The organism is Streptomyces sp. RB17 (assembly GCF_009604455.1).
GTDB lineage: Bacteria > Actinomycetota > Actinomycetes > Streptomycetales > Streptomycetaceae > Streptomyces.
This window is the reverse complement of record NZ_WEGL01000024.1, coordinates 1-21,574: the sequence shown is the minus strand read 5'-3', so window position 1 is coordinate 21,574 and position 21,574 is coordinate 1. Positions and strand designations below refer to the sequence as shown.

19 protein-coding genes and 5 pseudogenes are annotated in these 21,574 nt (G+C 69.4%); 9 read left to right on the top strand and 15 right to left on the bottom strand.

The features are described 5' to 3' along the window. Positions 1-72: 72 nt before the first annotated feature. The 5 genes and pseudogenes from SRB17_RS43680 to SRB17_RS43660 form a co-directional block, all read right to left on the bottom strand. Positions 73-252: pseudogene (locus tag SRB17_RS43680) on the bottom strand (FAD-dependent monooxygenase); the annotation flags it as partial. A gap of 13 nt (positions 253-265) precedes the next feature. Further along, positions 266-1,402, bottom strand: coding sequence for an XdhC family protein (locus tag SRB17_RS43675; protein WP_153547567.1), 1,137 nt, complete (start codon positions 1,400-1,402; stop codon positions 266-268). Next, positions 1,395-3,533, bottom strand: a complete 2,139-nt coding sequence (locus SRB17_RS43670) for a xanthine dehydrogenase family protein molybdopterin-binding subunit (RefSeq protein WP_153547565.1) — start codon at positions 3,531-3,533, stop codon at positions 1,395-1,397. Before SRB17_RS43670 ends, SRB17_RS43675 begins: the two co-directional genes overlap by 8 nt. Continuing rightward, complete coding sequence (locus SRB17_RS43665; protein WP_153547563.1) at positions 3,530-4,522, bottom strand: FAD binding domain-containing protein; 993 nt, start codon at positions 4,520-4,522, stop codon at positions 3,530-3,532. Before SRB17_RS43665 ends, SRB17_RS43670 begins: the two co-directional genes overlap by 4 nt. Then, on the bottom strand, positions 4,519-5,100 hold the full coding sequence (locus SRB17_RS43660; protein ID WP_153547561.1) for a (2Fe-2S)-binding protein: 582 nt from the start codon (positions 5,098-5,100) through the stop codon (positions 4,519-4,521). Before SRB17_RS43660 ends, SRB17_RS43665 begins: the two co-directional genes overlap by 4 nt. A 281-nt stretch (positions 5,101-5,381) precedes the next feature. Here SRB17_RS43660 and SRB17_RS43655 point away from each other — a divergent pair, with 281 nt between their 5' ends. After that, entirely contained in the window at positions 5,382-5,951 is a 570-nt protein-coding gene (locus SRB17_RS43655; protein ID WP_153547559.1) for a TetR/AcrR family transcriptional regulator, read from the top strand. Positions 5,952-6,366: 415 nt separating this feature from the next. Next, positions 6,367-7,418, top strand: a pseudogene (locus tag SRB17_RS48770) (IS110 family transposase). Between the two features lie 43 nt (positions 7,419-7,461). On the opposite strand, the gene SRB17_RS48360 reads toward SRB17_RS48770, so the two are convergent. Continuing rightward, positions 7,462-8,442 (bottom strand): DUF3710 domain-containing protein, encoded by a 981-nt coding sequence (locus tag SRB17_RS48360; protein WP_194294353.1) that lies wholly within the window; start codon positions 8,440-8,442, stop codon positions 7,462-7,464. Between the two features lie 900 nt (positions 8,443-9,342). On the opposite strand from SRB17_RS48360, the pseudogene SRB17_RS43635 reads away from it, so the two are divergent. Next, a pseudogene (locus SRB17_RS43635) lies at positions 9,343-10,032 on the top strand (IS701 family transposase); the annotation flags it as partial. Positions 10,033-10,208: 176 nt separating this feature from the next. Here the strand turns inward: SRB17_RS43635 and SRB17_RS43630 are convergent. The 3 genes from SRB17_RS43630 to SRB17_RS43620 form a co-directional block, all read right to left on the bottom strand. Further along, the gene (locus SRB17_RS43630; protein WP_153547555.1) at positions 10,209-11,024 is read right to left on the bottom strand and encodes a DUF2785 domain-containing protein; all 816 of its coding nucleotides are present in this window, start codon (positions 11,022-11,024) and stop codon (positions 10,209-10,211) included. A gap of 222 nt (positions 11,025-11,246) precedes the next feature. After that, positions 11,247-11,567 carry an organomercurial lyase gene (gene merB, locus SRB17_RS43625; RefSeq protein WP_153547553.1) on the bottom strand — a complete coding sequence of 107 codons (321 nt, stop codon included), beginning with the start codon at positions 11,565-11,567 and terminating at the stop codon, positions 11,247-11,249. Then, positions 11,458-11,784, bottom strand: a complete 327-nt coding sequence (locus tag SRB17_RS43620) for a hypothetical protein (protein WP_228396664.1) — start codon at positions 11,782-11,784, stop codon at positions 11,458-11,460. Before SRB17_RS43620 ends, merB begins: the two co-directional genes overlap by 110 nt. 758 nt (positions 11,785-12,542) lie before the next feature. On the opposite strand from SRB17_RS43620, the gene SRB17_RS43615 reads away from it, so the two are divergent. From SRB17_RS43615 to SRB17_RS43605, 3 genes are all read left to right on the top strand, one after another. After that, positions 12,543-13,265, top strand: coding sequence for a hypothetical protein (locus SRB17_RS43615; protein ID WP_323377575.1), 723 nt, complete (start codon positions 12,543-12,545; stop codon positions 13,263-13,265). Between the two features lie 1,390 nt (positions 13,266-14,655). Beyond that, the gene (locus tag SRB17_RS43610) at positions 14,656-14,949 is read left to right on the top strand and encodes a transcriptional regulator (protein WP_323377574.1); all 294 of its coding nucleotides are present in this window, start codon (positions 14,656-14,658) and stop codon (positions 14,947-14,949) included. 495 nt (positions 14,950-15,444) lie between these two features. Then, positions 15,445-15,849, top strand: coding sequence for a hypothetical protein (locus SRB17_RS43605; protein ID WP_323377573.1), 405 nt, complete (start codon positions 15,445-15,447; stop codon positions 15,847-15,849). A gap of 56 nt (positions 15,850-15,905) precedes the next feature. On the opposite strand, the gene SRB17_RS43600 is transcribed toward SRB17_RS43605, so the two are convergent. From SRB17_RS43600 to SRB17_RS47280, 3 genes and pseudogenes are all read right to left on the bottom strand, one after another. Further along, the gene (locus SRB17_RS43600) at positions 15,906-16,160 is read right to left on the bottom strand and encodes a hypothetical protein (protein WP_153547548.1); all 255 of its coding nucleotides are present in this window, start codon (positions 16,158-16,160) and stop codon (positions 15,906-15,908) included. 2 nt (positions 16,161-16,162) lie between these two features. Then, positions 16,163-16,504 carry a hypothetical protein gene (locus SRB17_RS45790; protein WP_194294352.1) on the bottom strand — a complete coding sequence of 114 codons (342 nt, stop codon included), beginning with the start codon at positions 16,502-16,504 and terminating at the stop codon, positions 16,163-16,165. Positions 16,505-16,509: 5 nt separating this feature from the next. Next, positions 16,510-16,707: pseudogene (locus SRB17_RS47280) on the bottom strand (transposase); the annotation flags it as partial. A 687-nt stretch (positions 16,708-17,394) separates the two neighbouring features. Between SRB17_RS47280 and SRB17_RS43585 the strand changes: the two are divergent. Beyond that, a complete protein-coding gene (locus tag SRB17_RS43585; RefSeq protein ID WP_153547543.1) occupies positions 17,395-17,751 on the top strand; it encodes a hypothetical protein in 357 nt (118 codons plus the stop codon). A gap of 1,176 nt (positions 17,752-18,927) precedes the next feature. Here SRB17_RS43585 and SRB17_RS43580 read toward each other — a convergent pair. Both SRB17_RS43580 and SRB17_RS43575 read right to left on the bottom strand, forming a co-directional pair. Beyond that, positions 18,928-19,149, bottom strand: a complete 222-nt coding sequence (locus SRB17_RS43580; protein ID WP_153547541.1) for a helix-turn-helix domain-containing protein — start codon at positions 19,147-19,149, stop codon at positions 18,928-18,930. After that, a complete protein-coding gene (locus SRB17_RS43575; protein WP_153547540.1) occupies positions 19,149-19,640 on the bottom strand; it encodes a DUF2975 domain-containing protein in 492 nt (163 codons plus the stop codon). Before SRB17_RS43575 ends, SRB17_RS43580 begins: the two co-directional genes overlap by 1 nt. Positions 19,641-20,168: 528 nt before the next feature. Between SRB17_RS43575 and SRB17_RS43570 the strand changes: the two genes are divergently transcribed. Continuing rightward, positions 20,169-20,765, top strand: a complete 597-nt coding sequence (locus SRB17_RS43570; protein WP_153547538.1) for a TetR/AcrR family transcriptional regulator — start codon at positions 20,169-20,171, stop codon at positions 20,763-20,765. Between the two features lie 299 nt (positions 20,766-21,064). Here SRB17_RS43570 and SRB17_RS43565 read toward each other — a convergent pair whose 3' ends face one another. Continuing rightward, positions 21,065-21,343, bottom strand: coding sequence for a transposase (locus SRB17_RS43565; protein ID WP_228396663.1), 279 nt, complete (start codon positions 21,341-21,343; stop codon positions 21,065-21,067). 26 nt (positions 21,344-21,369) lie between these two features. Between SRB17_RS43565 and SRB17_RS43560 the strand changes: the two are divergent. After that, positions 21,370-21,574, top strand: a pseudogene (locus SRB17_RS43560) (RNA-guided endonuclease TnpB family protein); the annotation flags it as partial.

The following is a 21,574-nucleotide window of genomic DNA, read 5'->3' as shown; positions in this document are numbered from 1 at the left end:
CGTCGTCTTCGATCATCTTGCCGGAGCGCGGGTAGCAGCCACATCCCCGGGGATCAGCGAGGGGCCTCAACAGGGATGGACGGTCGCGCCGCGGAAGTCGCGCAGGAAGTCGCCGTGTTTCTCCAGTGCGGTCACCTCGACGCTGGCCCGGGCCAGCAGCAGGGCGAGCACCATGCCCGCGAGGCCGCCGCCCACCACGCAGCACGTGGTCTTCTCCCTGGTGGTCCTGCCTTCGCGAGGGCAGTGATTCATCTGTCGATGAAGCTTATCCCCCCGTCGCTCCGGCGGTCTGAAGGTCGCGGTGGATCGGTGTCCGGGAGCCGGTCAGCGGTACGCCGGTGCCGCCCCGCCTGGCGGCGACGATCTCCGCCGCGATCGACAGGGCGGTCTCCTCGGGCGTACGGGCACCGAGGTCGAGGCCGATCGGAGAGCGCAGTTTGGCCAGCTCCCGCGCGCTCACGCCTTCGGCCCGCAGACGCCGGTTGCGGTCCTCGTGGGTGCGGCGCGAGCCCATCGCGCCCACGAACGCCACCGGCATGCCGAGGGCCAGCTTGAGCAGGGGCACGTCGAACTTCGCGTCGTGGGTGAGGACACACAGGACTGTGCGGGCGTCGGTCCCGGTGCGCCGCAGGTAGCGGTGCGGCCAGTCCACGACGACCTCGTCGGCGTCGGGGAAGCGGGCCCGGGTGGCGAAGACCGGGCGGGCATCGCACACGGTCACGTGGTAGCCGAGGAACTTGCCGGCCCGCGCCAGCGCGGAGGCGAAGTCCACCGCCCCGAAGACGATCATGCGCGGTGGCGGCACGTTCGACTCGACCAGCAGGGTGAGGCCGCCGGGGCAGTGCGAGCCGTCCGGCGAGATCTCCACCGTGCCGGTACGACCCGCCTCCAGCAGGGCGCGGGCCTCTGCCGCCGCCGTACGGTCCAGCTCCGGGTGGCTACCGAGTACGCCCTCGTGCGTGCCGTCGTGCCGCACCAGCAGGGCCCTGCCCAGGAGTCCAGCCGGGCCGCGGGCGACCCGGGCCAGGGCCGCCGGCCGGCCCTGGGCGGCGGCGGCCACGGCCGCCGCGAGGATCGTCCGGGCGGGCTGGCCGGACACCGGCGTGACCAGCACCTCGATCGTGCCGCCGCAGGTCAGTCCGACGGCGAAGGCGTCCTCGTCGCTGTAGCCGAACCGTTCGACCACGCTCTCCCCGGTGCGCAGCGCCTCCAGGCACAGTTCGTACACCGCGCCCTCGACGCAGCCGCCGGAAACCGAGCCGATGACGGTGCCCGCACCGTCCACGGCGAGGGCAGCGCCGGGACCGCGCGGTGCGCTGCCGCCGACGGACACCACGGTGGCGACGGCGAACTCCCGGCCCTCCTCGATCCACCGGTCCAGCTCCTCCGCCAGGTCAAGCATCAAGCGCTCCCCCTGCCGCGGTCAGGACCCGGTCCGGCCGGATGGGCAGGGCCCGGTGGCGCACGCCGGTCGCGTGCCAGACCGCGTTGGCGACGGCCGCCGCGGCGCCCACGATGCCGACCTCGCCGATGCCCTTGATGCCGACCGGGTCGTTCGGGTCGGTGTCGTCGATCCAGTCGGCCTCGACGTGCGGGACGTCGGCGTGGGTGGCCACGTGGTAGCCGGCGAGATCGGCGCCGACGTGGCCGCCCGAGGCGCGGTCCCGTACGGCCTCCTCGTGCAGCGCCATGGAGATGCCCCAGATCATGCCGCCCACGAGCTGGCTGCGCGCGGTGAGCGGGTTGACGATCCGGCCCGCCGCGAAGATCCCGAGCATGCGCCGCACGCGCACCTCGCCGGTGGTGACGTCCACGGCCACCTCGGCGAACTGGGCCCCGAAGGAGTGGCGCTCGGCGGGCGCGAGCGAGCCGACGGCCTCGGTGGTGTCCGACCGCACCGTGATGCCCTCCGGGGGGATGTCGGCGCCCAGGCCCAGCCTGTCGCGCAGTTCCTCGGCCGCGGCCGCGACCGCCCAGGACCAGGAGCGGGTGCCCATGGAACCGCCGGCGATCATCGCCGGTCCGAAGTCGCTGTCACCGATGCGGACGCGGACCCGCTCCGGGGGCACGCCCAGCGCATCGGCGGCGACCAGGGTGAGCGCGGTACGGGCGCCGGTGCCGATGTCGGCCGCGGCGATCCGCACGGTGAAGCCGCCGTCCGGGTGCGCGGTCACGGTCGCCGTGGAGGGCGCCGCGCCCGCGGGGAAGGACGCCGCCGCGGTGCCGGTGCCGAGCAGCCAGCGGCCGTCCCGGCGCAGGCCGGGGCGCGGGTCCCGGTCCGCCCAGCCGAACCTGCGGGCGCCTTCCCGGAAGCAGGCGGCGACGTTGCGGCCGGCGAACGGCAGGCCGGACACCGGCCCCCGCTCGGGGTCGTTGCGCAGCCGCAGTTCGACCGGGTCGATGCCGCCCTTCTCGGCGAGTTCGTCGAGCGCCGCCTCCAGCGCGAAGGAGCCCGGCGCCTCACCCGGGGCCCGCATGAACGTCGGGGTGGGCACGTCGAGCCGGACCACGCGGTTGGCGGTGTGGTGGGCGTCGGCGTCGTACATCACCCGTGCCACCCCGGCGCTCGGCTCGACGAACTCGTGCACGGTGGAGGTGAGGCTGAGGGAGCTGTGCTCCAGCGCGCGCAGCCGCCCCTCGGCGTCGGCGCCGAGCCTGACCCGCTGCGTGGTGGGGCTGCGGTAGCCGGCCAGCGAGAACATCTGACGGCGGGTCAGGACGACTCGGACGGGGCGCTGCAGGACGGTCGCGGCCATCACGGCGGCCACCTGGTGGGCCCGTACGCCCTTGCTGCCGAAGCCGCCGCCGACGTGCTCGGAGCGCACCCGCACCGACGCCGGGTCGAGCGAGAAGAGGTTCGCGAGTTCGCCGATGACCCAGGTGGCGCCCTGGTTGGAGTCGACCACCTCCAGTCGGCCGCCGTCCCAGTGGGCGGTCGCCGCATGCGGCTCCATCGGGTTGTGGTGCTCTTCGGGGGTGCGGTACTCGGCATCCACGACGACGGCCGACTCGGCCAGTTCGGCGTCCAGGTCCCCCTTCTCCGTCACCGCCGGCATGTGCCCGTCCACCGGGTAGGCGCCCGGGTGGCCCGCGGTGAAGTCGATGTCGTGGGGCTCCTGTTCGTAGTGCACCACGAGCGCCTCGGCGGCCTCCCTGGCCTGCTCGGACGTCTCGGCCACGACCAGCGCCACCGGCCAGCCCAGATGCGGCACCCGGTCGTGCTGGAAGACGGCACAGGTCGGGTCCGGCTTCATGCCCAGCAGACCGGTGTAGTCGGTGTTCACGCGCAGGGCGTTGCGGTGGTCCAGGACGGCGAGGACGCCCGGCATGGCGAGGACGGGGTCGCTGTCGATGGCGCGGATGCGGCCACGGGCGACCGTGGAGAGCACCAGCCAGCCGTGCGCGAGGTCGGCGAAGGGGATCTCACCCGCGTAACGGGCCGCGCCGGTGACCTTGTCCCTGCCCTCCACGCGGGTGTGGGCGGTGCCGACGGAAGGCGCCTGCGTGTGTGTCGAGGTGGTGACGGTGGTCATCGGGCGGCCTCCTCTGCCAGCCGGGTGAGCTCGGCCACGACGAGGTTGCGCATGAGGGTCACCTTGTATCCGTTGTGGGGCAGTGGCCGTGCCGCCGCCAGTTCGGTGTCCGCCGCGGCGGCGTAGGTCTCGGCGTCGGCCGGAGCGCCGATCAGGACGCGTTCGGCGGCGAGGGCCCGCCAAGGCCGGGAGGCGACTGCGCCGAAGGCTAGGCGCGCGTCGCGTACGAAGCCGTCTCTCACGTCGAGCGCGGCCGCGAGCGAGCCGATGGCGAACGCGTACGAGGCGCGCTCGCGCACCTTGCGGTAGCGGGAGTTGGCGGCGAGCGGGACGGGCGGCAGGACGACGCCGGTGATCAGGGCGCCCGGCGGCAGGGCGGTCTCGCGGTGCGGGGTGTCGCCGACGGGCAGGTAGAAGTCCGCCAGGGGCGTCTCGCCCGGCCCGTCGGCGGTCTCGAAGTGGACGACCGCGTCGAAGGCGGCGAGCGCGACGGCCATGTCGGAGGGGTGTACGGCGACGCAGTTCTCCGATGCGCCCAGGATCGCGTGGTTGCGGTGCTCGCCCTCGACGGCCGGGCAACCGCTGCCCGGGACACGCTTGTTGCAGGGCTTGGTGACGTCGGTGAAGTAGCCGCAGCGGGTGCGCTGGAGCAGGTTCCCGCCGACCGTGGCCATGTTGCGCAGCTGTCCGGAGGCGCCGGCCAGCACCGCCTGGGCCAGCGCCGGGTAGCGGCGGCGGACCTCAGGGTGCGCGGCCAGGTCGCCGTTGGTGACGGTGGCGCCGATGCGCAGGCCGCCCTCCGGCGTCGGCTCGATCTGATCCAGCGGGAGTTCGCGGATGTCGACGAGCCGGGCGGGGCGTTCGACGCCGGCCTTCATGAGGTCGACGAGGTTGGTGCCGCCGCCAAGGAAGCGGGTGTCCGGATCGGCGCCGAGCAGCGCGACGGCGCCGGCGACGTCGGAGGCCCGCCGATAGTCGAACTCCCTCATGCCACGGCCTCCTTCGGTTCCGTCCCGAGACCCGCGCGCCCCGCGTCCGGCTGCGCCTCGGCCGCCTGGGCCACGGCCTCGACGATCGAGACGTAGGCGCTGCACCGGCACAGATTGCCGCTCATGCGCTCGCGGATCTCTTCGGCGGTCAGCGGCGGTGGTCCGGCCTCGGGCCGGATGTCCTCGGTGACGGCGCTGGGCCAGCCCGCCGCGTGCTCCTGGATCACCCCGATCGCCGAGCAGATCTGTCCTGGAGTGCAGTAGCCGCACTGGAAACCGTCCAGGTCGAGGAACGCCTGCTGCACGGGATGCAGCTGATCGCCCTCGGCGACGCCTTCGATGGTGGTGATCTCCCGGCCCTCGGCCGCCACGGCCAGTTGCAGGCAGGACACGGCCCGGCGGCCGTCCAGCAGGACCGTACAGGCGCCGCACTGTCCCTGGTCACAGCCCTTTTTTGAGCCGGTCAGCGCGAGGCGCTCGCGCAGTGCGTCGAGCAGGGTCGTGCGGTGGTCGACGGGCAGTGTGTACTTCTCGCCGTTGATGTTCAGGGTGATGACACTGGACGTCGATGAGGCCATGAGCAGCTTCTTTCGCAATTCCAGGGCAGATGGGGCGTTTCAGCAACCGGGGTACCGGGCGGGTGCGCAGGGTGTGTGGTGCGGCACTGGGCCGCAGGGGTGGGGCGGCGATGCGTGGTGCTGAAACCGAAGGGGACCGCGGACTGCCGCAGGGACGCGTCCGCAGCTATCGTGGACGACAACCGGACAGCTGTCCGCTAACTGGAAAACGTAACGGACAGCTGTCCGCTTAGCAAGGGCGAGGTTCGGCCACGAACCCTCAGGGAGGACGAGTGCCGCAGATGAAGGACGCACCCCGGCGCTCGGACGCCCAGCGCAACCGCGAGCGCATCCTGGAGGTGGCACTCGCCGAGTTGTCCCGCTGTGCGGACACGCCGCTGAGCGTGATCGCCAAGAAGGCCGGCGTCGGCCAGGGCACCTTCTACCGCAACTTCCCCAACCGCGAGGCACTCGTCCTGGAGATCTACCGGCATGAGATGCAGCAGGTCGCCGACAGTGCCGCCCACCTGCTCGGCACCCGGCCGCCCGCGCAGGCCCTGCGCGCCTGGATGGACCGGCTTTCGGAGTTCGCGATGACCAAGGCCGGCCTGGCCGACGCGATCCGGCAGGTCACCAGCGCGCCAGGCAGTCCGGCAAAACCGGCCCCCACGCCGGTGATCGACGCGGCGGAACTGCTGCTCCGCGCCAACGAGCAAGCCGGCACCGTCCGGTCTGGCGTCACTGGGGACGATTTCCTCCTCGCCATCGCGGGCCTGTGGCAGCTCGACCCCCGCGACGACTGGCGGCCCCGCGCCACCAGGCTCCTCGACCTCGTCATGGACGGCCTGCGCACGGGGGCGCCCGGCCGGTGAGCACCGCACCGCCGGCCACCGGCGGGCACGATCGCCAAGACCGTGATCGCGTCCACGATCGCCTGCAGCCCAAGCGGAACCTACCCTTGGGCGCTGCTGCGGATGGCAGCGGGGGCGCCACCGGAGGTCGGTGCCTCCAGCGGGTGCACCGGCGTCCGACTACTGAGGCGGCCGTGCGTTCAGCGAGCTCTACCTTTCTGATCGGGTTGGTCCTCCGTTCGTAGGGTGGGGGCGCACAGGGGAACCGGGTGTGGCTCTCAGTGAGCTGCCGTCTCGTGGCTTCGAACGCTTCGCCGCCCGGCGCCCCACGACGACTCGGCCGCCGATCGGGAAGTGCGAACAAGTCGCTGTACAGAGCAATGCCGGCGAGGTCGTCCGTGGTACGAACAGGACGAACACGCACCTCAGGGGCACGATGAGCCGGATATGGGCGGGGACCGACACTGGCAAGGGCCACCATCACGGCCTCGTGCCGGACGCCGACGGCAAGACGCTGTTCTCGCGGCGGATCGCCAACGCCGAGCCCGAGCTGCTGAAGATGATCGGCGACGTCCTGGGCCTGGCCGACGGCCGTGAGGTCACCTGGGCCGTCGACATGACCGGCGGGGAACCCGCGCTGCTACTGGCACTGCTGGTCAGCCACGGCCAGCAGGTCCTCTACATCCCCGGCCGCCTGGTGAACCGGGCCTCCGACGGCTACCGCGGCGAGGGCAAGACCGATGCCCGCGACGCCTACGTGATCGCCGACCAGGCCAGAATGCGCCGCGACCTGCGGCCCATCCACCCCGGCGACGAAACGGCCATCGAGCTCAAGCTGCTGACCGGACGCCGTGCCGACCTGGTCGGGGACCGCACCCGCGTCGTGAACCGCCTGCGAGGCACCCCGCTGAGCATGTTCCCCGCCCTGGAACGGGCCCTGGACGTGACCAACACCGGCCCGCTCAAGCCGCTGACGGGTTACCAGACTCCGTCCGCGATCCGCCGGGCCGGCGTCGCGCGACTGACGAAGTGGCTGGCCACCGCAAGGTCCGAGGCGCGAGAACGAGCGAGTACTACACCTTCCAGGACGTCTACTTCGAGCCCAAGGCATACCGCCCGGACGGCCCCCGACTGTGCTTCGGTGGCGCGGGCACGCACGACGCGATCGTCCGCAGGATCGTCCGGTACGGCCACGCCTTCAACCCGCTGGGCAAGGTGAAGCAAGAGCACATGCAGACGCTGAAGACCGCGATGGCCGCCGCAGGCCGCGACATCGCCGACCTGGAGATGATCGGCAGCACCCGCGCCGTGTTACCCGACGACAACTCCCGCGCCGACCTGGCACAGGCCCTCGAGGCCATCCCCGAGCAGATGGCCCAAGGATTCACCACCTTCTGCGTCAAGCCCTCGCAGTTCACCGACGCCCCGAACGGAGTAGGCGCGTTCTGCCGCGAGGTGATGCACCGCGTGGAGTCCCTGACCGCCTGACGGCGCCGGCCGATGTCCCGCATCGCGGCCCACGAGCGCCCGCTCACCGGCTGGCGGCGTCCGGAATGTTCAACGCGATCGCCACCCCGTTCTCCCTCGGTGAGAACGACGGTACGACAACGGTGGATGCGAAGAGCCTGTACGCCCACTGGTCGGCACTCTCTGGGGCTGCGCCGGCGCCGGTGACAACTCCGCGTAGCAGCCAGTCGGGGCCGTCGTGTCCTAGGAATCTCACCCGCATGACCTTCGTGGATCCATCAGGTCGCGTCGTCGGTACATTCGCCCGGACCTCCACACCAGCGGGGCCAGACCACTCTTTCGCGGACCCACCGCCTCGAACCATCTTCCTGTGCAGCTCGCCACGGATCACATCCCAGTTCCGGCCGGGAATTGCATGGAAAGCCTGTAGTTGGAGAGCCGTGGAGCCTCGGACCACAGTGACTCCACATACACGGCCTTCACTGCGCACGGCGTGCAGCACGAAGTCCGTTCCCCCGGGGATTCTCAGTCCGCCGAGATCAACGGCGGGCAATACCTGAGACGCTGTCGCCGTCACATCCCGCGGCCCTCCCCGGTCCCCGGAACGCACCATTCGCAGCGCTTCGCCCTGGAACCCCACAGCAGGCGCCAGGAGTTCATACGTCGCCGCCTCGGCCACCCCTTCGCCGTCCAAAAGTGAGCAGAGCAAGGTGACGAGGGTCCGGATATTCAGGACACCATGCTCGTCACGCGCACTCCGTACCGCTTCAATGTCACCGAGACACGCCTGAATGAGCAGCACCTTCTGCACTCTGCTCAGCTCACGAGCAGGGACACGCGCCACGACACGGTCGACATCCCCATGCTCCTCCTCCCAGATGGCGCGGATCATCACTTGAGCAGCCGCGAACACAGTGACTGCAGGCGACTCCAGGTCATCGATGGCTGACGAGTCATCCAGATCGACGAGCCGCTCCCCTTCGTTCAGCGAACCGCTCCGCCGAAATTCCGTGATCAGTTGCCAAACTATGGATTCAACGGACACCCCGGACACCATCTCCTTACCTTCTGCCCCCGAGCCACAAGGATGCCAACTGTGATGGCACCGCCCACAGGGCTCACGTCGCCGACACCGGCATCTCGAACAAGCAAACACCTTCGTGACGCAGGCATCGAGTGTCCGAGGCCACGGCGTAACTCAACTGCCTCCTGCGTGCGGCTGAGTTCCTCCAATGTCTCGGCAAGGCTCACAGCTGGTCCGTGGACCATACCTGCCAGGTCTGCTGGCATGTCATGGGGCACGGCCTGGTCCAATTGCCTGCAGATAGTGACAGCTTCCATAATTGCTTGCAGCGCCCCGGCAAGATCCGTTTTCATCTCGGCCCGCCACCCGGCGAGCATTGACAGCGACATAGCGAGTTCGGGTCCGTAGGCGGCGGGATTACCCGTAGCGAGCCGCCGGCTGATCGCCACGGCTTCCTCAACCGAAGTCAGCGCCTCGGGCATCCGCCCCGCAACTGCCAAGCTGGTACTCCAGCCGTAGGTCGCGATCTTGCCGGTCTGGACGGTGAAGACAACACTGCCTGGTGGGGTGTGGATAGTTAGCCGCTGATGCCTCTGTCCGCCAGGAGGTCCCTGATGCGTGCGTCAACCTGTTGACGGTCATAGCCCCGCCCCACAATCTGGAACGGCGGCGGGCCGACCGGCGAGTCGGCTTCAGACAGGGCCTTGAGATAGCGATCGACCTGATGGCGGTCATAGCCCCGCCGTACCAGATTGAAGCCACGGAACTCAGGCGATGTCGACACTTCGCACCCCACTCCAACCCGGTAGAAAGACGGGTGAAGCCACCGCCGATCATCGGTGTGTGAAGACTCAAGATCACACGGTGGCCGCAGGGCACAGCGTAGACCCTGCCCGGTGGCAGGAGGCATTCGAGGGCCTGATGGGCCGGCTCTCAGGCCGGTTCGCCCGGCTCGAACCCCGCCGCCGGATACGGCGGTTGGTGCTCGGGCTGCTTTCGGACCTGCCCCGAAGGAACTGCTGGACCATCGCCGAGTGGGCCGGGGAGGCGACTCCGGACGGGATGCAGCAGCTGCTGAACCGGGCCAAGCGGCACGCCGACGTCGTCCGCGATGACCTGTGCGGCTACGTGGTCGAGCACTTGCACGACGAGGCCGCGGTGCTCGTGGTCGATGAGACCGGCGACGTGAACAAGGGCGCCTGCACCGTCGGCGTCCAACGCCAGTACACCGGCACCGCGGGCAGGATCGAGAACTCCCAGGTCGCCGATTACCTGGTTTACGCAGGTCAGCGCCGTCATGCCGCTGTGGACCGCGAGCTGTACATCCCGCGCTCCTGGACCGACCAGCCCGATCGCTGCCGTGCGGCTGGATTGGACCCGGACACCGCGTTCGCGGCCAAGCCCGAACTGGCCGCCCCCGTGATCGCCCGGTTCCTGGACGCCGGCCACCACGCCCTGTGGGTGGCCGGCGACGAGGTCTACGGCGGCAACCCGAAACTGCGCACCACCCTGGAGGAACGCGGCACCGGCTACGTCCTCGCGGTGGCCCGACCGCGAGTCTCCCCTTGCGGCCGGGCACTTTCCTGGCCGCTTCCCACCCGGTCGTGGCGGTCAGCACGTTCACGGCCGCGTGCACACTCTGCGTGCCGAGCACCAGCAGGCTCGGGTCCTCTCTTGAAATTCGCGTCGTGATGTCGCACGAGATGGACCCGAACTGGGAGGACTTGTCTCCCTCCGGCGCCAGCATGCCGAGATCACCGGGAGCCCCAACAAGTTTGCGGTCCCTGTCACGCGAGCCAGTGATAAGGCAGGCGGAGGATGGCGGCCACTTCCGCGGCAACGACGGCAGCGTGGGAAGGTACGCCCCCCTCGGCAAGGCCGCGGGTCAGATGCAGATGCAGCGACTGCAGGGTCGCAAACGTGTTGAACGCCCACGGCGGCACCGGGCCGTAACCGCCGCTCTCCAGCGCTTTGGCAACCACGCTCAGCCAGCCCGTGGCCTGCTCAGCCGACAGACCGGGCACGAGCAGGATGCGGCCGATCGCACGGGCCAGACGGGCATCCTCCAGCTGGACATACCGGTAGTCGGCCACAGCCGTCATCCGGCGGGCACACAGCTCCAGCAGCTCCGCGCGGCGACCCGGCAACGCCTGCGCGAACGCCGCGGCCGCGTCGGCGCCATGGGCGACGGCGTGTAGCCAGCCCAGCGAGTCGTCCCAGCCACGGGTGTCGCTCTCAGTCAGATACCAGGTGGTGAAGGGGGCATACCAACGCTCACCGGCGGCCTTCGGCACGGTGCCGGGTGCGGCCACTGCACGCGCCAGCACGCATCGCAGGACGAGCGGTGCGAACGTCCGCGCTTGGATCTCGGGATGCGTGAAGCGATTCACGGCCGTGTCTCCGAGGTTCTCCAGGACCTCATCGAGATGGCCTTCACCTATCCAGCGCGCGGCGGCGGTGTACGCCTGATCATCGCGGACCTTGGGGTCAGGGGAGACCAGCATGGCTGACAGCTCATCGCCGAGCCGGGATGCAGGAACGCCTTCGGGAAAGGGGAAGCCCTCGGCGGCGATCGACGACCAAGTGAAGTGATCCGTAGGCATCGCGACACCCTAATTACGGCTCTCCGGTCACGGAAGAGCTACTGGTGATCTTGGCGTGCTGTCGACGCAGGAAGACGAGTCCTCGCAGTTCAGCGTCCATCTCTTCGCGACATCGCGCCGTGAATCTCAGTAATCGGCCTGCCCGGTCGGTGGTGCGATCGCTCTGCCGCTGCCCGAGGACCCGACCGGAGGCGCAGCCGCCCTGGCCTGACCAGCCGATTTTCAGGTGCTGACCAGCAGCGGCCCGAAAGTCTGCCGCCCGATCTCCTCGGCGCGGACCTGGTCGACGACCTGCCCCGACACCTCGCGGTGCTGCTCGCTCCAGGCCCGGGCGGAGGAGCGGCTGGCGAAGAAGTTCACCGTGCCTTCGCACGGCCCAGGGACGGCCCAGGCTTCGCCGGACCGTGACCGTCTTCGTAGCTGTCTCGCGGGCTTATAGGTCAATGCGGGACGCACTGTCGCCCCGCCTGACGACGACGTGTGCCGGCCGGAACGGCAGACCGCGCAGCGTCGGCTCCATGACCTTGAAGAGAGCGTCTCCATCTGGTCCGTAGGCGTAGAGAACGGCCTCGCCCGCGCCGAACTCGTTGCCGTCGAACTCCCCGACCCCGGCCTCATCGATCGCTGCTGCCATCACCTCCTCAGCGTCGTAGACCTGCTCGCGCTGGTCGGCGTCGCCGAGACCGTCAGCGGCAAGCCGGAAGTGGGCAATTACGGCGTGCTCGTCATCCCCGCTGTCCGGGGCACTGGGTGTCTCCATGATGGAGACATTCTCATCGGGCTCTGACATCGCCCGCCTCGGCCGGGGTCACCGGGAGTTGGCGGCACGACCCCTTCGTCCCGAAGCAACTTGGGTGGGGGATGTGCCTTGGGCTGGTGTGCTCGTCACCTGCGCTGCTGGTTCGCTGGCGTCCGTGCTCGACCGCCCGTGTGCGTCGGCGTTGTCACGCATTTGGACACTCACCTAGCAACCCGCCGGACCACCCGTCCACTCATCAAGTCTGATCTTGACCTGGTGATTGTGGTCTGCGTGGTCAACGACCCACCCGCCGACTTCAGCTCCCAGCCGAGGCAACTCCATGTGGTGGGGCATGTTCCCTCCGACCTCGGCGAGTCCGGCAGCGTTGGCGTGGCCCTCGATCGGGACGAAGACACCGAACCTCTGTCGCCCGATGACGCGCCCCGTGACGTGGGTGCCGGCGGGGAGAGCTGCCACGGTCTTGGGCCAAGACTTACGAACTTCCTCAGGTGGCCGGGACTCCAGAGGCCACGCGACCTCGGACATGAGTCCGATGACGGTGCAGCCCAGGGAAGAGCGCCATCAGCTTGGGAAGCTGCGAGCATTTATGACCGGTTGGGGGCTGATTTGGGCGAACGGCTGTGATGCAGCCTCGTCGGGCTCGGTTGCTTTCACCGTGATTCCCCGTTGTTCCCCGCTTGTTCTGGTGCACGTATGGTGCGGTGCCGCATGCGCGTCCTTTCGAATGCGGTGTCCGCATCTCGTGCCATGATCGTCGGGTGCTGCAGATCCCGGGATACGAAGGCGGCCCTCTGGTCGCGGGGAGCGCCTATCTGGACGACCCCTTGTTCTGGCCGGTGCACCTCGGTACCTGTTTGCGCGGTGTGGACGCGCAACGAGCTGCGTTCGGTGCCGACTGGGACGCGGCCATGGAGCTGTACCGCGCCCTCTCCGCAGACCATGGGTGGCCGGTGTTCAGCGTGCCCCTGCGCTCCGGCCACACCATCTACGTCGTCTACCGCAACCTCGACGGCGACCGAGGGGTGGACTACCTGATACATCACCCGGCTTGGCCCGCCGCCGAGACCCTCGCAGTGGACGACGGCCACTTCGTGGGGCCTGGCACGGCCTGGCCGGAACTGCTGTCCACTGCTCGGCAGCCGGCAACCGAGGGCGTTGGTGATACCGACGCTCGCCTCCTACTGCTCTTCCCGACACTCGGCGATGCCCGGCTCCCCGACGACGCGGCGGTTCCCCTCGCTGCCTCGCTTGCCGCTCTCACCTTGATCGAAGAGCCCGCCGACGTGGCCGGGATGCTCTTGGAGAACCAGGGCCAATGGGAGCCTGCCCACTGGCGGTTGGCAGACGGCGTCTGGATCAACGACGGCGGGCACTCGTACCGAAAGCCTCGCAATGCCTTCGCTCCGCCCGAGGGCCGCCTGCGGGAGTTCAGCAATGCTTTGAACGACGAGGAGCGACAGCCGCACCGGTCATCCCGCTGAAGCTCTGAGCTTGGGAAGCTGATGTGATCCCGGGCTTGCTGTGCATCTGGCTTACGGAACGGGCGTCTCGACGTCTGGTGGACGGTCCGTTGATTTCCCGGTGCTCCCCGCGGTTCCCCGTACGATCTGGCACGTGTCTGGCACGACCTCTTCGCCCCGAAGCGACTTGGGCGGGCGCGATGCCTCGGACCAGGCCGCTGCTCACCTGCGCGTGACCGTCCATGGGCGTCCGTGGTCGTCCGCGGCCGTGCGCGGGCGTTGTCACGCAGTTGGAAACTCGCCCCACAGCCCGGAGGGCCGGGTGACTGCTCCAGGGATCTGGCGCGCCAACGCCCCGACGCCTGTGGCATGACAGGTCGAGCGCCCTCGTCTTGCAGTGCTTCGGCCAGGTGCCTGATGGACCGTTCCCAATGGCTGTCCCGCATGTGAGGCGCGGACCCGGCCAGCCGCGTGCTCGTCTCTGCGAGGTGGGCTGCCACGATCGGCATCGCCTTCTCGGACCGGCTGTGACCTGTGCCCATGGGCTCACGATTAGCACCACCGATCGAAGCGCTACACAAGAGTTCCTTGCCATAACTGGTTTGTGGTGCAAAGGCGACTGTGTGACAGACGCTTCGGCGCCCTCGCAGGGCACTCCTCACGAAATCCTGGCCGGTCTGGGTGAATTGACCCGCAAGGTCCGATCTGCTCAGCGCGGCACCTGGTTTCCTCTCCTGCTGCTCGGCGTGCTCAGGTTGGGCGGAATCCTGGTCGGCCGCTTCACGTTCCAGGTCCTGACCGTTTCCTGTCCGGCGACCGACCCCGCCCTAGGCACGCGCTGCACCCTCGTCAAGCAGGGCTCGCCGCTGTACCGGCCGATCGCGATCGCTTTCGCCTACGTGGCGACGGCGTTCTTCTACATCCGCCGCTCCCGCAACCGCGGCGTCGGCACCCCGGTCCGGCCCTACATCCTCACCGGCATCGCTCTGCTCGGTGTGGTGGCCATTAGCTCCTTCTGGAGCACCCGCCATGGGATCCCGCAGCCCGGTGAACCACTCGACTTCTGGGGCCTGCACCTCGACCCCAGCTCCGAGATGACGAGGCTCCTCGAGCGACTCATGGGGAACGCCACGGCCGGCGGGCTGCCGCTGCTGGTGCTGCCCTGGGTGGAACGCAGCCGCGTCCTACTGCTGCTCACCGCGGTGTATCTGGCCATCGAATTGGTGCCGTCGTCCACCGGTTGGTCGGGGATCCCCTTCACCTCGCCCTGGCTTTTCCTGCCCCGCTACGCCGTCCCCGGCATGCTCCTCCTGCTCGGGGCCCTCGGCTTTGGCCTGGCCGAGCTGCCCCGCAGGCGCAACGCGTCATCACCGATCAACCCGAACAGCACCCCATCACCGGTCTGGACGACGTGGTCCACCAGCGCGTCCGCCTCGGCATCCTCACCGTCGCCCACCAGGCGCGCCGGGTCGAGTTCGGCTTCCTGCGCACGGCACTCGGCCTCACCGCCGGAAACCTCAGCCAACATCTCACCGTCCTGGAGAAGGCCGGACTGGTCGACATCGAGAAGGGCTACGAGGGCAAGCGTGCCCGCACCTGGCTCTCCCTCACTCCCGCAGGCGAGTGTGCCCTGCGCGAGGAGGTCGCTCACCTCAAGCGCCTCATCCACCAGATCGAACAAGGCAGGCCGGCCCCGGAGTCCTGATCTGGACTCCGGCACACAGCGGTGCGCTGCGAGCGGCTCCGCCGGCGTCCGGCGAACCCGTACAGCACCGAACACCGTCCAAGAAACCTGGGGAGGACTCGTGACCACCACACCGGTCACCAACACGGACGTGACGCGCCGCCGCATGCTCACAGCCGCGCTGGCCGCAGGGGTCGGGGCCGTCGTACCGATCAGCTCAGCGCGCCAGGCGTGGGCGGCTCCGACCGCGCCCGGCCCGGTACGGCTCACCCTGCCCGCACCCACAGGGCCACACCTCGTCGGCATGGTGCCGCTCCACCTCGTCGACACCTCACGCCCGGATCCCGTGGCCGGACCGGGGCATCACCGCGAGTTGATGGCCAGCGTCTGGTACCCCGCCCTCAGGGGGAGGGCCTGCCGCGCGCCCCCCTGGATGACCCAGGGTGCGTTACGGGCGTTCCTGGCGGACGTCGGCTTCCCCCTCGATCCCGCCTCGGCCCGCTCACCGCCGGGCACGTGGACGCACCCGTGCACCATACAGGCCGTCGCCTGCCCATCATCGTGTACTCGCACGGCTCGGGCAGCCACCGCAGCGACCACACCATCATGGTCCAAGAACTCGCCAGCCATGGCTTCGCCGTGGTCACCGTCGACCACGCCCACGACACGTTCACCGAGTTCCCCGACGGCCGGGTGGTCACCCCGGACGACGTCCCGATGTATCCGAGGGACTTCGCCGCGGACCTGCGGTTCCTGCTCGACTGCGTGGAGGGACTCGCCGTCGGCCGCAACCCCGACGTCGACGGCAAGGCGCTGCCCCAAGGCCTGCTCGGCGCCCTCGACCCGCAACGCATCGGCGCGTTCGGCTGCTCCAAGGGAGGCACCGCCACCGCGCTCACCACGCTCGCCGACCGGCGCTGACGCGCTGGGCTTCTCCGCGGAGCAGCCCGAGCGAGCAATCCAGGTGTGGACGCTGACTACTTGGTGTCGACGTAGTCGCCGGCTGCGTTGGCAGACGCTGTCGTGGTGGTGCCCGCGAAGGCATGGCGCCAGTAGCCGTCTGAGGCAGCGGTAACGGTGGTCCTCAAGGTGCCGGTGCTGCTTGTGGTGACGGTCTTGACCGTGGTGTAGGTGCTGGCACCCACCTTGCGGAACTGCAGCTTCACCGATTGGGTGGAGTAGCCGTGATACACGTTGTCGTCCCAGTCGGCCTGACTGAGTTTGCCCGTCACGGTCAGGGTCTCGCGCCCCTACGCACCGGTTCGGGCGAGGCGTCGGTCGTGAGCTTGGCGTACCGCTTGACGAAGAACTGGCCCTGGTTGTTCCGCGTCGCGACGTCGTGGTCCTTGGAGCTGACCTCCAAGTACGTCTGCCAGGCCCCCGCCTGCACGTTCTCCAGCCCCCTCCCGTAATAGCCCGGGTCCATGACGTACCTCATCGAGCAGGTGGCGGTGGTGGCGTTGACGGCCTTGCAGCCCAGATTGTCGTGGTAACCGAAGCCGCTGGCGGTGGCCCTGCTCCAGACGTCGGAGTAGGCCGCGTTGATCCCGGAGCTGTCCGTAGCGGTGATCGCCAAGACGAAACGGTGCCAGCAGCACTGGCGGCGACCTTGTCGAGCAGGGCGGTGCCGAACGCGTTGTCGTGGACGGACGCGGCCAGCACGACCACAGGGATCACCAGGCCCAGCACGTCCACGGCAAGTCCCCGCTTGCGGCCGGGCACCTTCTTTGCCCCGCCCCGTCCCGTCGTCCCGGCCGGTACCCCGGCAGCGGCGTGCAGGCGCACCTGGCCGGCCTCGCCGAGCCCCTGCTCGCCGAGGCCGAAACCAGTGAGCTGTACGGCGGGCAGATCCGTGACGGCGTGCTGCACTCCCCCAGCTACGCCGACCTCGGCCAGGTCCGCCTGCACGAAGGTGGCACCGTCCCCGGCCTCGACGACACGGGCGAGCTCAAGAACGCCGGCGGGATCACGCGGACGTGCCGCACGGCCCGGTGGCGGCTGAACACCAGCTCGCCGCTCGGGCGCCGCCGGCTGCAGGTCGAGTCCGACACGGGAGTCGGTGGACCGCCGCCACACTCCTGGTCACCGTCGGCAACGGCACCAGCTTCCCCATCGATGGCGGTGGGAGTGAGGACCCCTCCGGGCCCAGGACCCCGCTCGCCCCCCTCCGCGCCGCAGACTGCTCGACGGAATCAGAAAGCGTCGCATCGTGAGTTCGACGGCGGAGCAATCCCGCTGGACATCATTTCCGTATCAATTCACGCAAGCAAAACCTTCTCCGACAACATCAACCGAGAGATTTCGCAAACGTTCACGGCCGATATCGGAGGTGATGGTCCGTCGCCTGAACGCGCTTCGCGGGCGGCGAGCAACGCACAGAGCCGCTACACGCAGGCTCTGCAGCGCGCGGAACCGCCCGTCGAGGCCGCCAGAAAATCAAGCACACCCTCAGAGAGGGGGTTCACCATGCGCGCGCACACACGTATCAAGAAAGTGGCCATCGCGGTTGTGTCGGCACCGCTCCTGGCCATCGCCGCCGGAGCCGGAGCCGCCCACGCAGCCGCCACCGCCGCGCCCGAGCACGTCGTCTCGTTCCACTACGACAACGGCTGGGGCTGGGGCTGGGGCTGGGGTGGAGGACACCACCACGGCAACGGCTGGGGCTGGGGCTGGGGTGGAGGACACCACCACGGCAACGGCTGGGGCTGGGGCCACAACGGTGGGGGCTGGGGCCACAACGGTGGGGGCTGGGGCCACAACGGTGGAGGCTGGGGCCACAACGGTGGAGGCTGGGGCCACAACGGTGGAGGCTGGGGCCACTGAGTGTCAGCAGAAATGATCGCAACCCCTGACGACAAAGGGTGGATCCGGGTGCTCGATCCCATCGGCCACCCGGGTCCATAGGACGAAGCCCCTGATGTACCTGATGTGCCGGCGGCGACGGAGGTGAGCTGGCCAGTTGCAGGCGCCCGTTTCCGAAGCGTATGCGGCATCCGGCACCGGCGCGGCCCCCGCGATGTCGGCCATCGTCATGGGCACCGTGAAGTCCGTCCGGAGCACCGGCCACCGGTGAAGGCACGGCCCAGGGGGGAACCCGCCCTCGGTCGTCTTTCTGACTCCGGACGCCCGGCTGGAGGCGAGCTGGCTCCTGCCGGAGCTTCATACGGCGCCAAAGCCGCCCCCTTTCCCCCCGGCAGCACCCGAGACGCCAGGCGCCGGCCCGTAGCAGACCGCCCCGTCCGGGACCGGGACGCAGCAGGCCGGGCACCACGGTGCGGCGGCCGCCCCCGACCCCGTACGACACCGGCTCCCCCGGTCGGGCCGGCCATGGACCGGCCACGGCGAAGCCCCGTCGCACCTGGTGACGGGGCTGATGAGCAGGTATCGGCAGCGGACGGGCGTTCCAGGCCCCTGCCGGCCGGCGTGTCAGATGCCGATGGGGAGGCCGAGGGGAGTGCCCACGAGAGTGCTGACGGGTCGTTCGAGCAGACCGTCGGTGATGTCGTCGGGGTCCGGTGCCCGGGCAGCCATGGCGGGGACGGTCGCTGCGAGGGAAAGCAGCACGCTTGCTACGGCAACGGTCACGATGCGGCGGACAGACTGCACGGTGATTCCCTCTCGGTGAGGAGAAGACACGGGACGGGACGTGAGGACGGGCAAGAGGGACTTGCCACCTCCCAGGCCTGTGCACGCTCTGCGTCACCCGTTCAAGGGACGGCCGCCCCCGCCCACAGCCGAATGACATAAGCATCGCAACACCCTGCCGGGGGCTTCGTGCGCGGCCGAGGGGCCGAGCCCGGGAGGGGCCCGGGTGCCCGGGCGCGGGCACCGGGACGGCTCCGAGCGGGCCCCGGCAGCGGGGGGGGCGCACCCCCCGGCGCGGCCGCACGGGCAGAACGCATCCCACCGGCGGGGCTTCACAGGGGGCCGGCGATGCCGGGCGAACAGGGCAGCACATGATGTCCGACCCCGCTCGCAGCAGACTCGACCGCGGCCGACTCATGCGCCCGCGGTGTCCTCGGCCTCCCAGCGCAGCAGGTCGCCCGGCTGGCACTCGAGCACCTCGCAGAGCGCGGCGAGCGTCGCGAAGCGCACCGCCCTGGCACGGCCGTTCTTCAGGACCGCCAGGTTGGCGGGCGTGATCCCTATGCGGTCGGCGAGTTCGCCCACGGACATCTTCCGCCTGGCCAGCATCACGTCGATGTCGACGGCGATCGGCATCAGATCACCTCGTCCAGCTCGGCCTGCATCCGTGCGGCTTCGACATCGCGCGCGACGGCCTGGGCGAGCAGCATCCGCAGCACGAGCACGATGAGCGCGACCCCCAGGATGGCCACGCCGACCCCGCCCATGATGAGGGTGACGCCCGGGTCGTCCCGCTGGCCCGGCGCATTGAGCGCCGTGATCGCGAACCATACGAGGGCAGCCGCGACGATCGCGCCGATCACGATGTCCACGTACCGGAAGGCTGCGTGGGAGAACACGGTTCCGCGTCGCACCATCGACACCAGCCGCCACACGCAGACCACGGCGACCTGGACCGACACCATGCCCAGGATCGTGATCACGCGCAGCGGGGTCAGCGGGAGCGACCCGTCCTCCGGATCGCTCCCGCTGACCAACGCCCACACCATCCCGGCCTGTACGAACACGGTGCCGGCGAGCATCACCACGAGCACGGCGCGCAGCGTACCCACTGTCAGCTTTCCCATAACCCACCCTTCCATCGACCTACGATGGAAACCTATCGATATTCGATAGGTGAAAGCAAGTGCGGGACGAAGAGCGGGCGACAGCCTCACACAGCGGCGGCACACCACCACCCCCAACCACGCCACCGCTCGCGCGCAGGCGCGCACGCGCGCACGCGTGCAAAGATTCCCGATCCTGCAGAAGCCGGCCCCGCACGGCCACGAACCGAACACCACCCCACTGCACCCGAGCCCCGCGGCATGACCACCGGACCGGGACGCCGCGGGCTGCAGCGAGTGCGAGCAGGCAGTTCCGTGCCTCGCCCCATGGGCCAGTCCGCCCCCCTGCGCGTCAACGGGACAGCAGGGCTGGCGTCGGCAGGGCATACGGACTGATGAGGTGCCCCGTCGGCGGCGCGCCCGTGATCCCCGGAGTGATCCAGGGACCGGGCTGCCGCACGATGCCGAGGCCGGAGCGGCCTTGGGCAGCAGCCCCGCAGGACGGCAGACGATATGGAACGATGAGTCAAGAACGGGTAGGCTGCGTGGATGGCGCGTCCACGGAGCTTCGACGAAAGCAACGTGCTGAATTCGGCACGTGAGCAATTCTGGAACCGTGGCTACGCCGCCACGACGCTGGGCGATCTGGTCGCCGCCACCGGTCTTGGCAAGGGAAGCCTGTACGGCGCGTTCGGCGACAAGCGCCAGCTCTTCCTGAACCTCCTGAACAACTACTGCACCGAGCAGATCAGTCACATCCGGCAGATACTCGCCGGGCCCGGCACCGCCCTGGAGCGCCTGGCGCGCCTGTTCGAGGACGTCGCGCACAACTACGGCCAAGACACACAGCGCCGAGGCTGTTTCATGGTCAACAGCACCTCGGAGCTGCGTGGGCAGGATCCCGACGTGGCCGCCCTGGCCCGGGCGACGTACCAGCGTGTCGAGGACCTTCTCGTCGACTGCGTGCAGGAGGCACAGCAAGCGGGTGCCCTGGAGACGGGCGCAGACGCACAGGAGCTGGGCCGACTGCTGCTCGCCGCGCTGCAGGGCATCGAGTTCCTCGCGAAGACCCATATGGACACCGCGACCCTCCTACAGATCGGACGCACCGCGCTACGCCAGCTGCCCAGGCCTGACAACGCGTGAGCGCACAACCGGGAAGATGCGCGGTCCACGGCGTGACTCCCTGCCCGGCAGGCGATGGCGCTGGATGCGGCGTGCGGGTTCCCGGGGCGGGGGTCAGGCTGGAGTGGTGAGGCGCCCGCCCGGTCGGGGGGCTTGTAGGGCGAGGGTGTGATCTGCACACGAAGGCAGGCGACGACCATGACCAAGCCCATCCTCGAGCCGGCCGCCCAAGAGGTCGCAAACGCGTCGGCGAAGCCGCCGTTCCTCTACCTTTGATCTTGGCCAGTGCTCCGGCGGTTACGCTGGGGGTGAAGGCCATCTCAGAACTGCTCTGACAGTGAGAATTGATCGTGGCATCGCCCGGAGGTCTGACTCGTGCTCTGACTGACGCTCAGGTGATCCGCGTCGCCGTTGAACTGCTTCAGGTCGGCCTCGAAGTCCGCGCAGACCTCCCGCGTGGTCTTTTCGTGGCGCGTCAGCATCTCGTCGGTGAACGCCTTCCGCCGGTACTTGGTGACAAACGCCAGGTGGACGTGAAGGTTGTGGACGACGTGGCGGCCGGTTCTGACACCGGGATGCGGATTCCAGCGTGGCGACATGAACCACGTGCAGTACAGTGATCACTGTGAGTGAACTCGGTGTGGTGAAGCGGCAGTTCGGGCACCGTGCCCGACTGGCACTCAGCCCTGCCGAGGTCCGGGTCATGGACGACCAGGCGCACGCGGCCCGCACGATGTGGAACTGTTTGCACGCCTGGTGGCAGATGATGCCGAAGGACAAGCGGACCCTCGCCGCCGCTGATGCGGCGATACGCCAAGCCCGTACAGACC

What these genes read in the sequence shown, in the direction of transcription:
- SRB17_RS43675 (WP_153547567.1), bottom strand. Translation starts at nt 1,402, where the DNA reads ATGCTTGACCTGGCGGAGGAGCTGGACCGGTGGATCGAGGAGGGCCGG.
- SRB17_RS43670 (WP_153547565.1), bottom strand. Translation starts at nt 3,533, where the DNA reads ATGACCACCGTCACCACCTCGACACACACGCAGGCGCCTTCCGTCGGC.
- SRB17_RS43665 (WP_153547563.1), bottom strand. Translation starts at nt 4,522, where the DNA reads ATGAGGGAGTTCGACTATCGGCGGGCCTCCGACGTCGCCGGCGCCGTC.
- SRB17_RS43660 (WP_153547561.1), bottom strand. Translation starts at nt 5,100, where the DNA reads ATGGCCTCATCGACGTCCAGTGTCATCACCCTGAACATCAACGGCGAG.
- SRB17_RS43655 (WP_153547559.1), top strand. Translation starts at nt 5,382, where the DNA reads ATGAAGGACGCACCCCGGCGCTCGGACGCCCAGCGCAACCGCGAGCGC.
- SRB17_RS43630 (WP_153547555.1), bottom strand. Translation starts at nt 11,024, where the DNA reads ATGCCTACGGATCACTTCACTTGGTCGTCGATCGCCGCCGAGGGCTTC.
- merB (WP_153547553.1), bottom strand. Translation starts at nt 11,567, where the DNA reads ATGGAGACGCTCTCTTCAAGGTCATGGAGCCGACGCTGCGCGGTCTGC.
- SRB17_RS43620 (WP_228396664.1), bottom strand. Translation starts at nt 11,784, where the DNA reads ATGGAGACACCCAGTGCCCCGGACAGCGGGGATGACGAGCACGCCGTA.
- SRB17_RS43585 (WP_153547543.1), top strand. Translation starts at nt 17,395, where the DNA reads ATGCGCGCGCACACACGTATCAAGAAAGTGGCCATCGCGGTTGTGTCG.
- SRB17_RS43580 (WP_153547541.1), bottom strand. Translation starts at nt 19,149, where the DNA reads ATGCCGATCGCCGTCGACATCGACGTGATGCTGGCCAGGCGGAAGATG.
- SRB17_RS43575 (WP_153547540.1), bottom strand. Translation starts at nt 19,640, where the DNA reads ATGGGAAAGCTGACAGTGGGTACGCTGCGCGCCGTGCTCGTGGTGATG.
- SRB17_RS43570 (WP_153547538.1), top strand. Translation starts at nt 20,169, where the DNA reads ATGGCGCGTCCACGGAGCTTCGACGAAAGCAACGTGCTGAATTCGGCA.
- SRB17_RS43565 (WP_228396663.1), bottom strand. Translation starts at nt 21,343, where the DNA reads ATGTCGCCACGCTGGAATCCGCATCCCGGTGTCAGAACCGGCCGCCAC.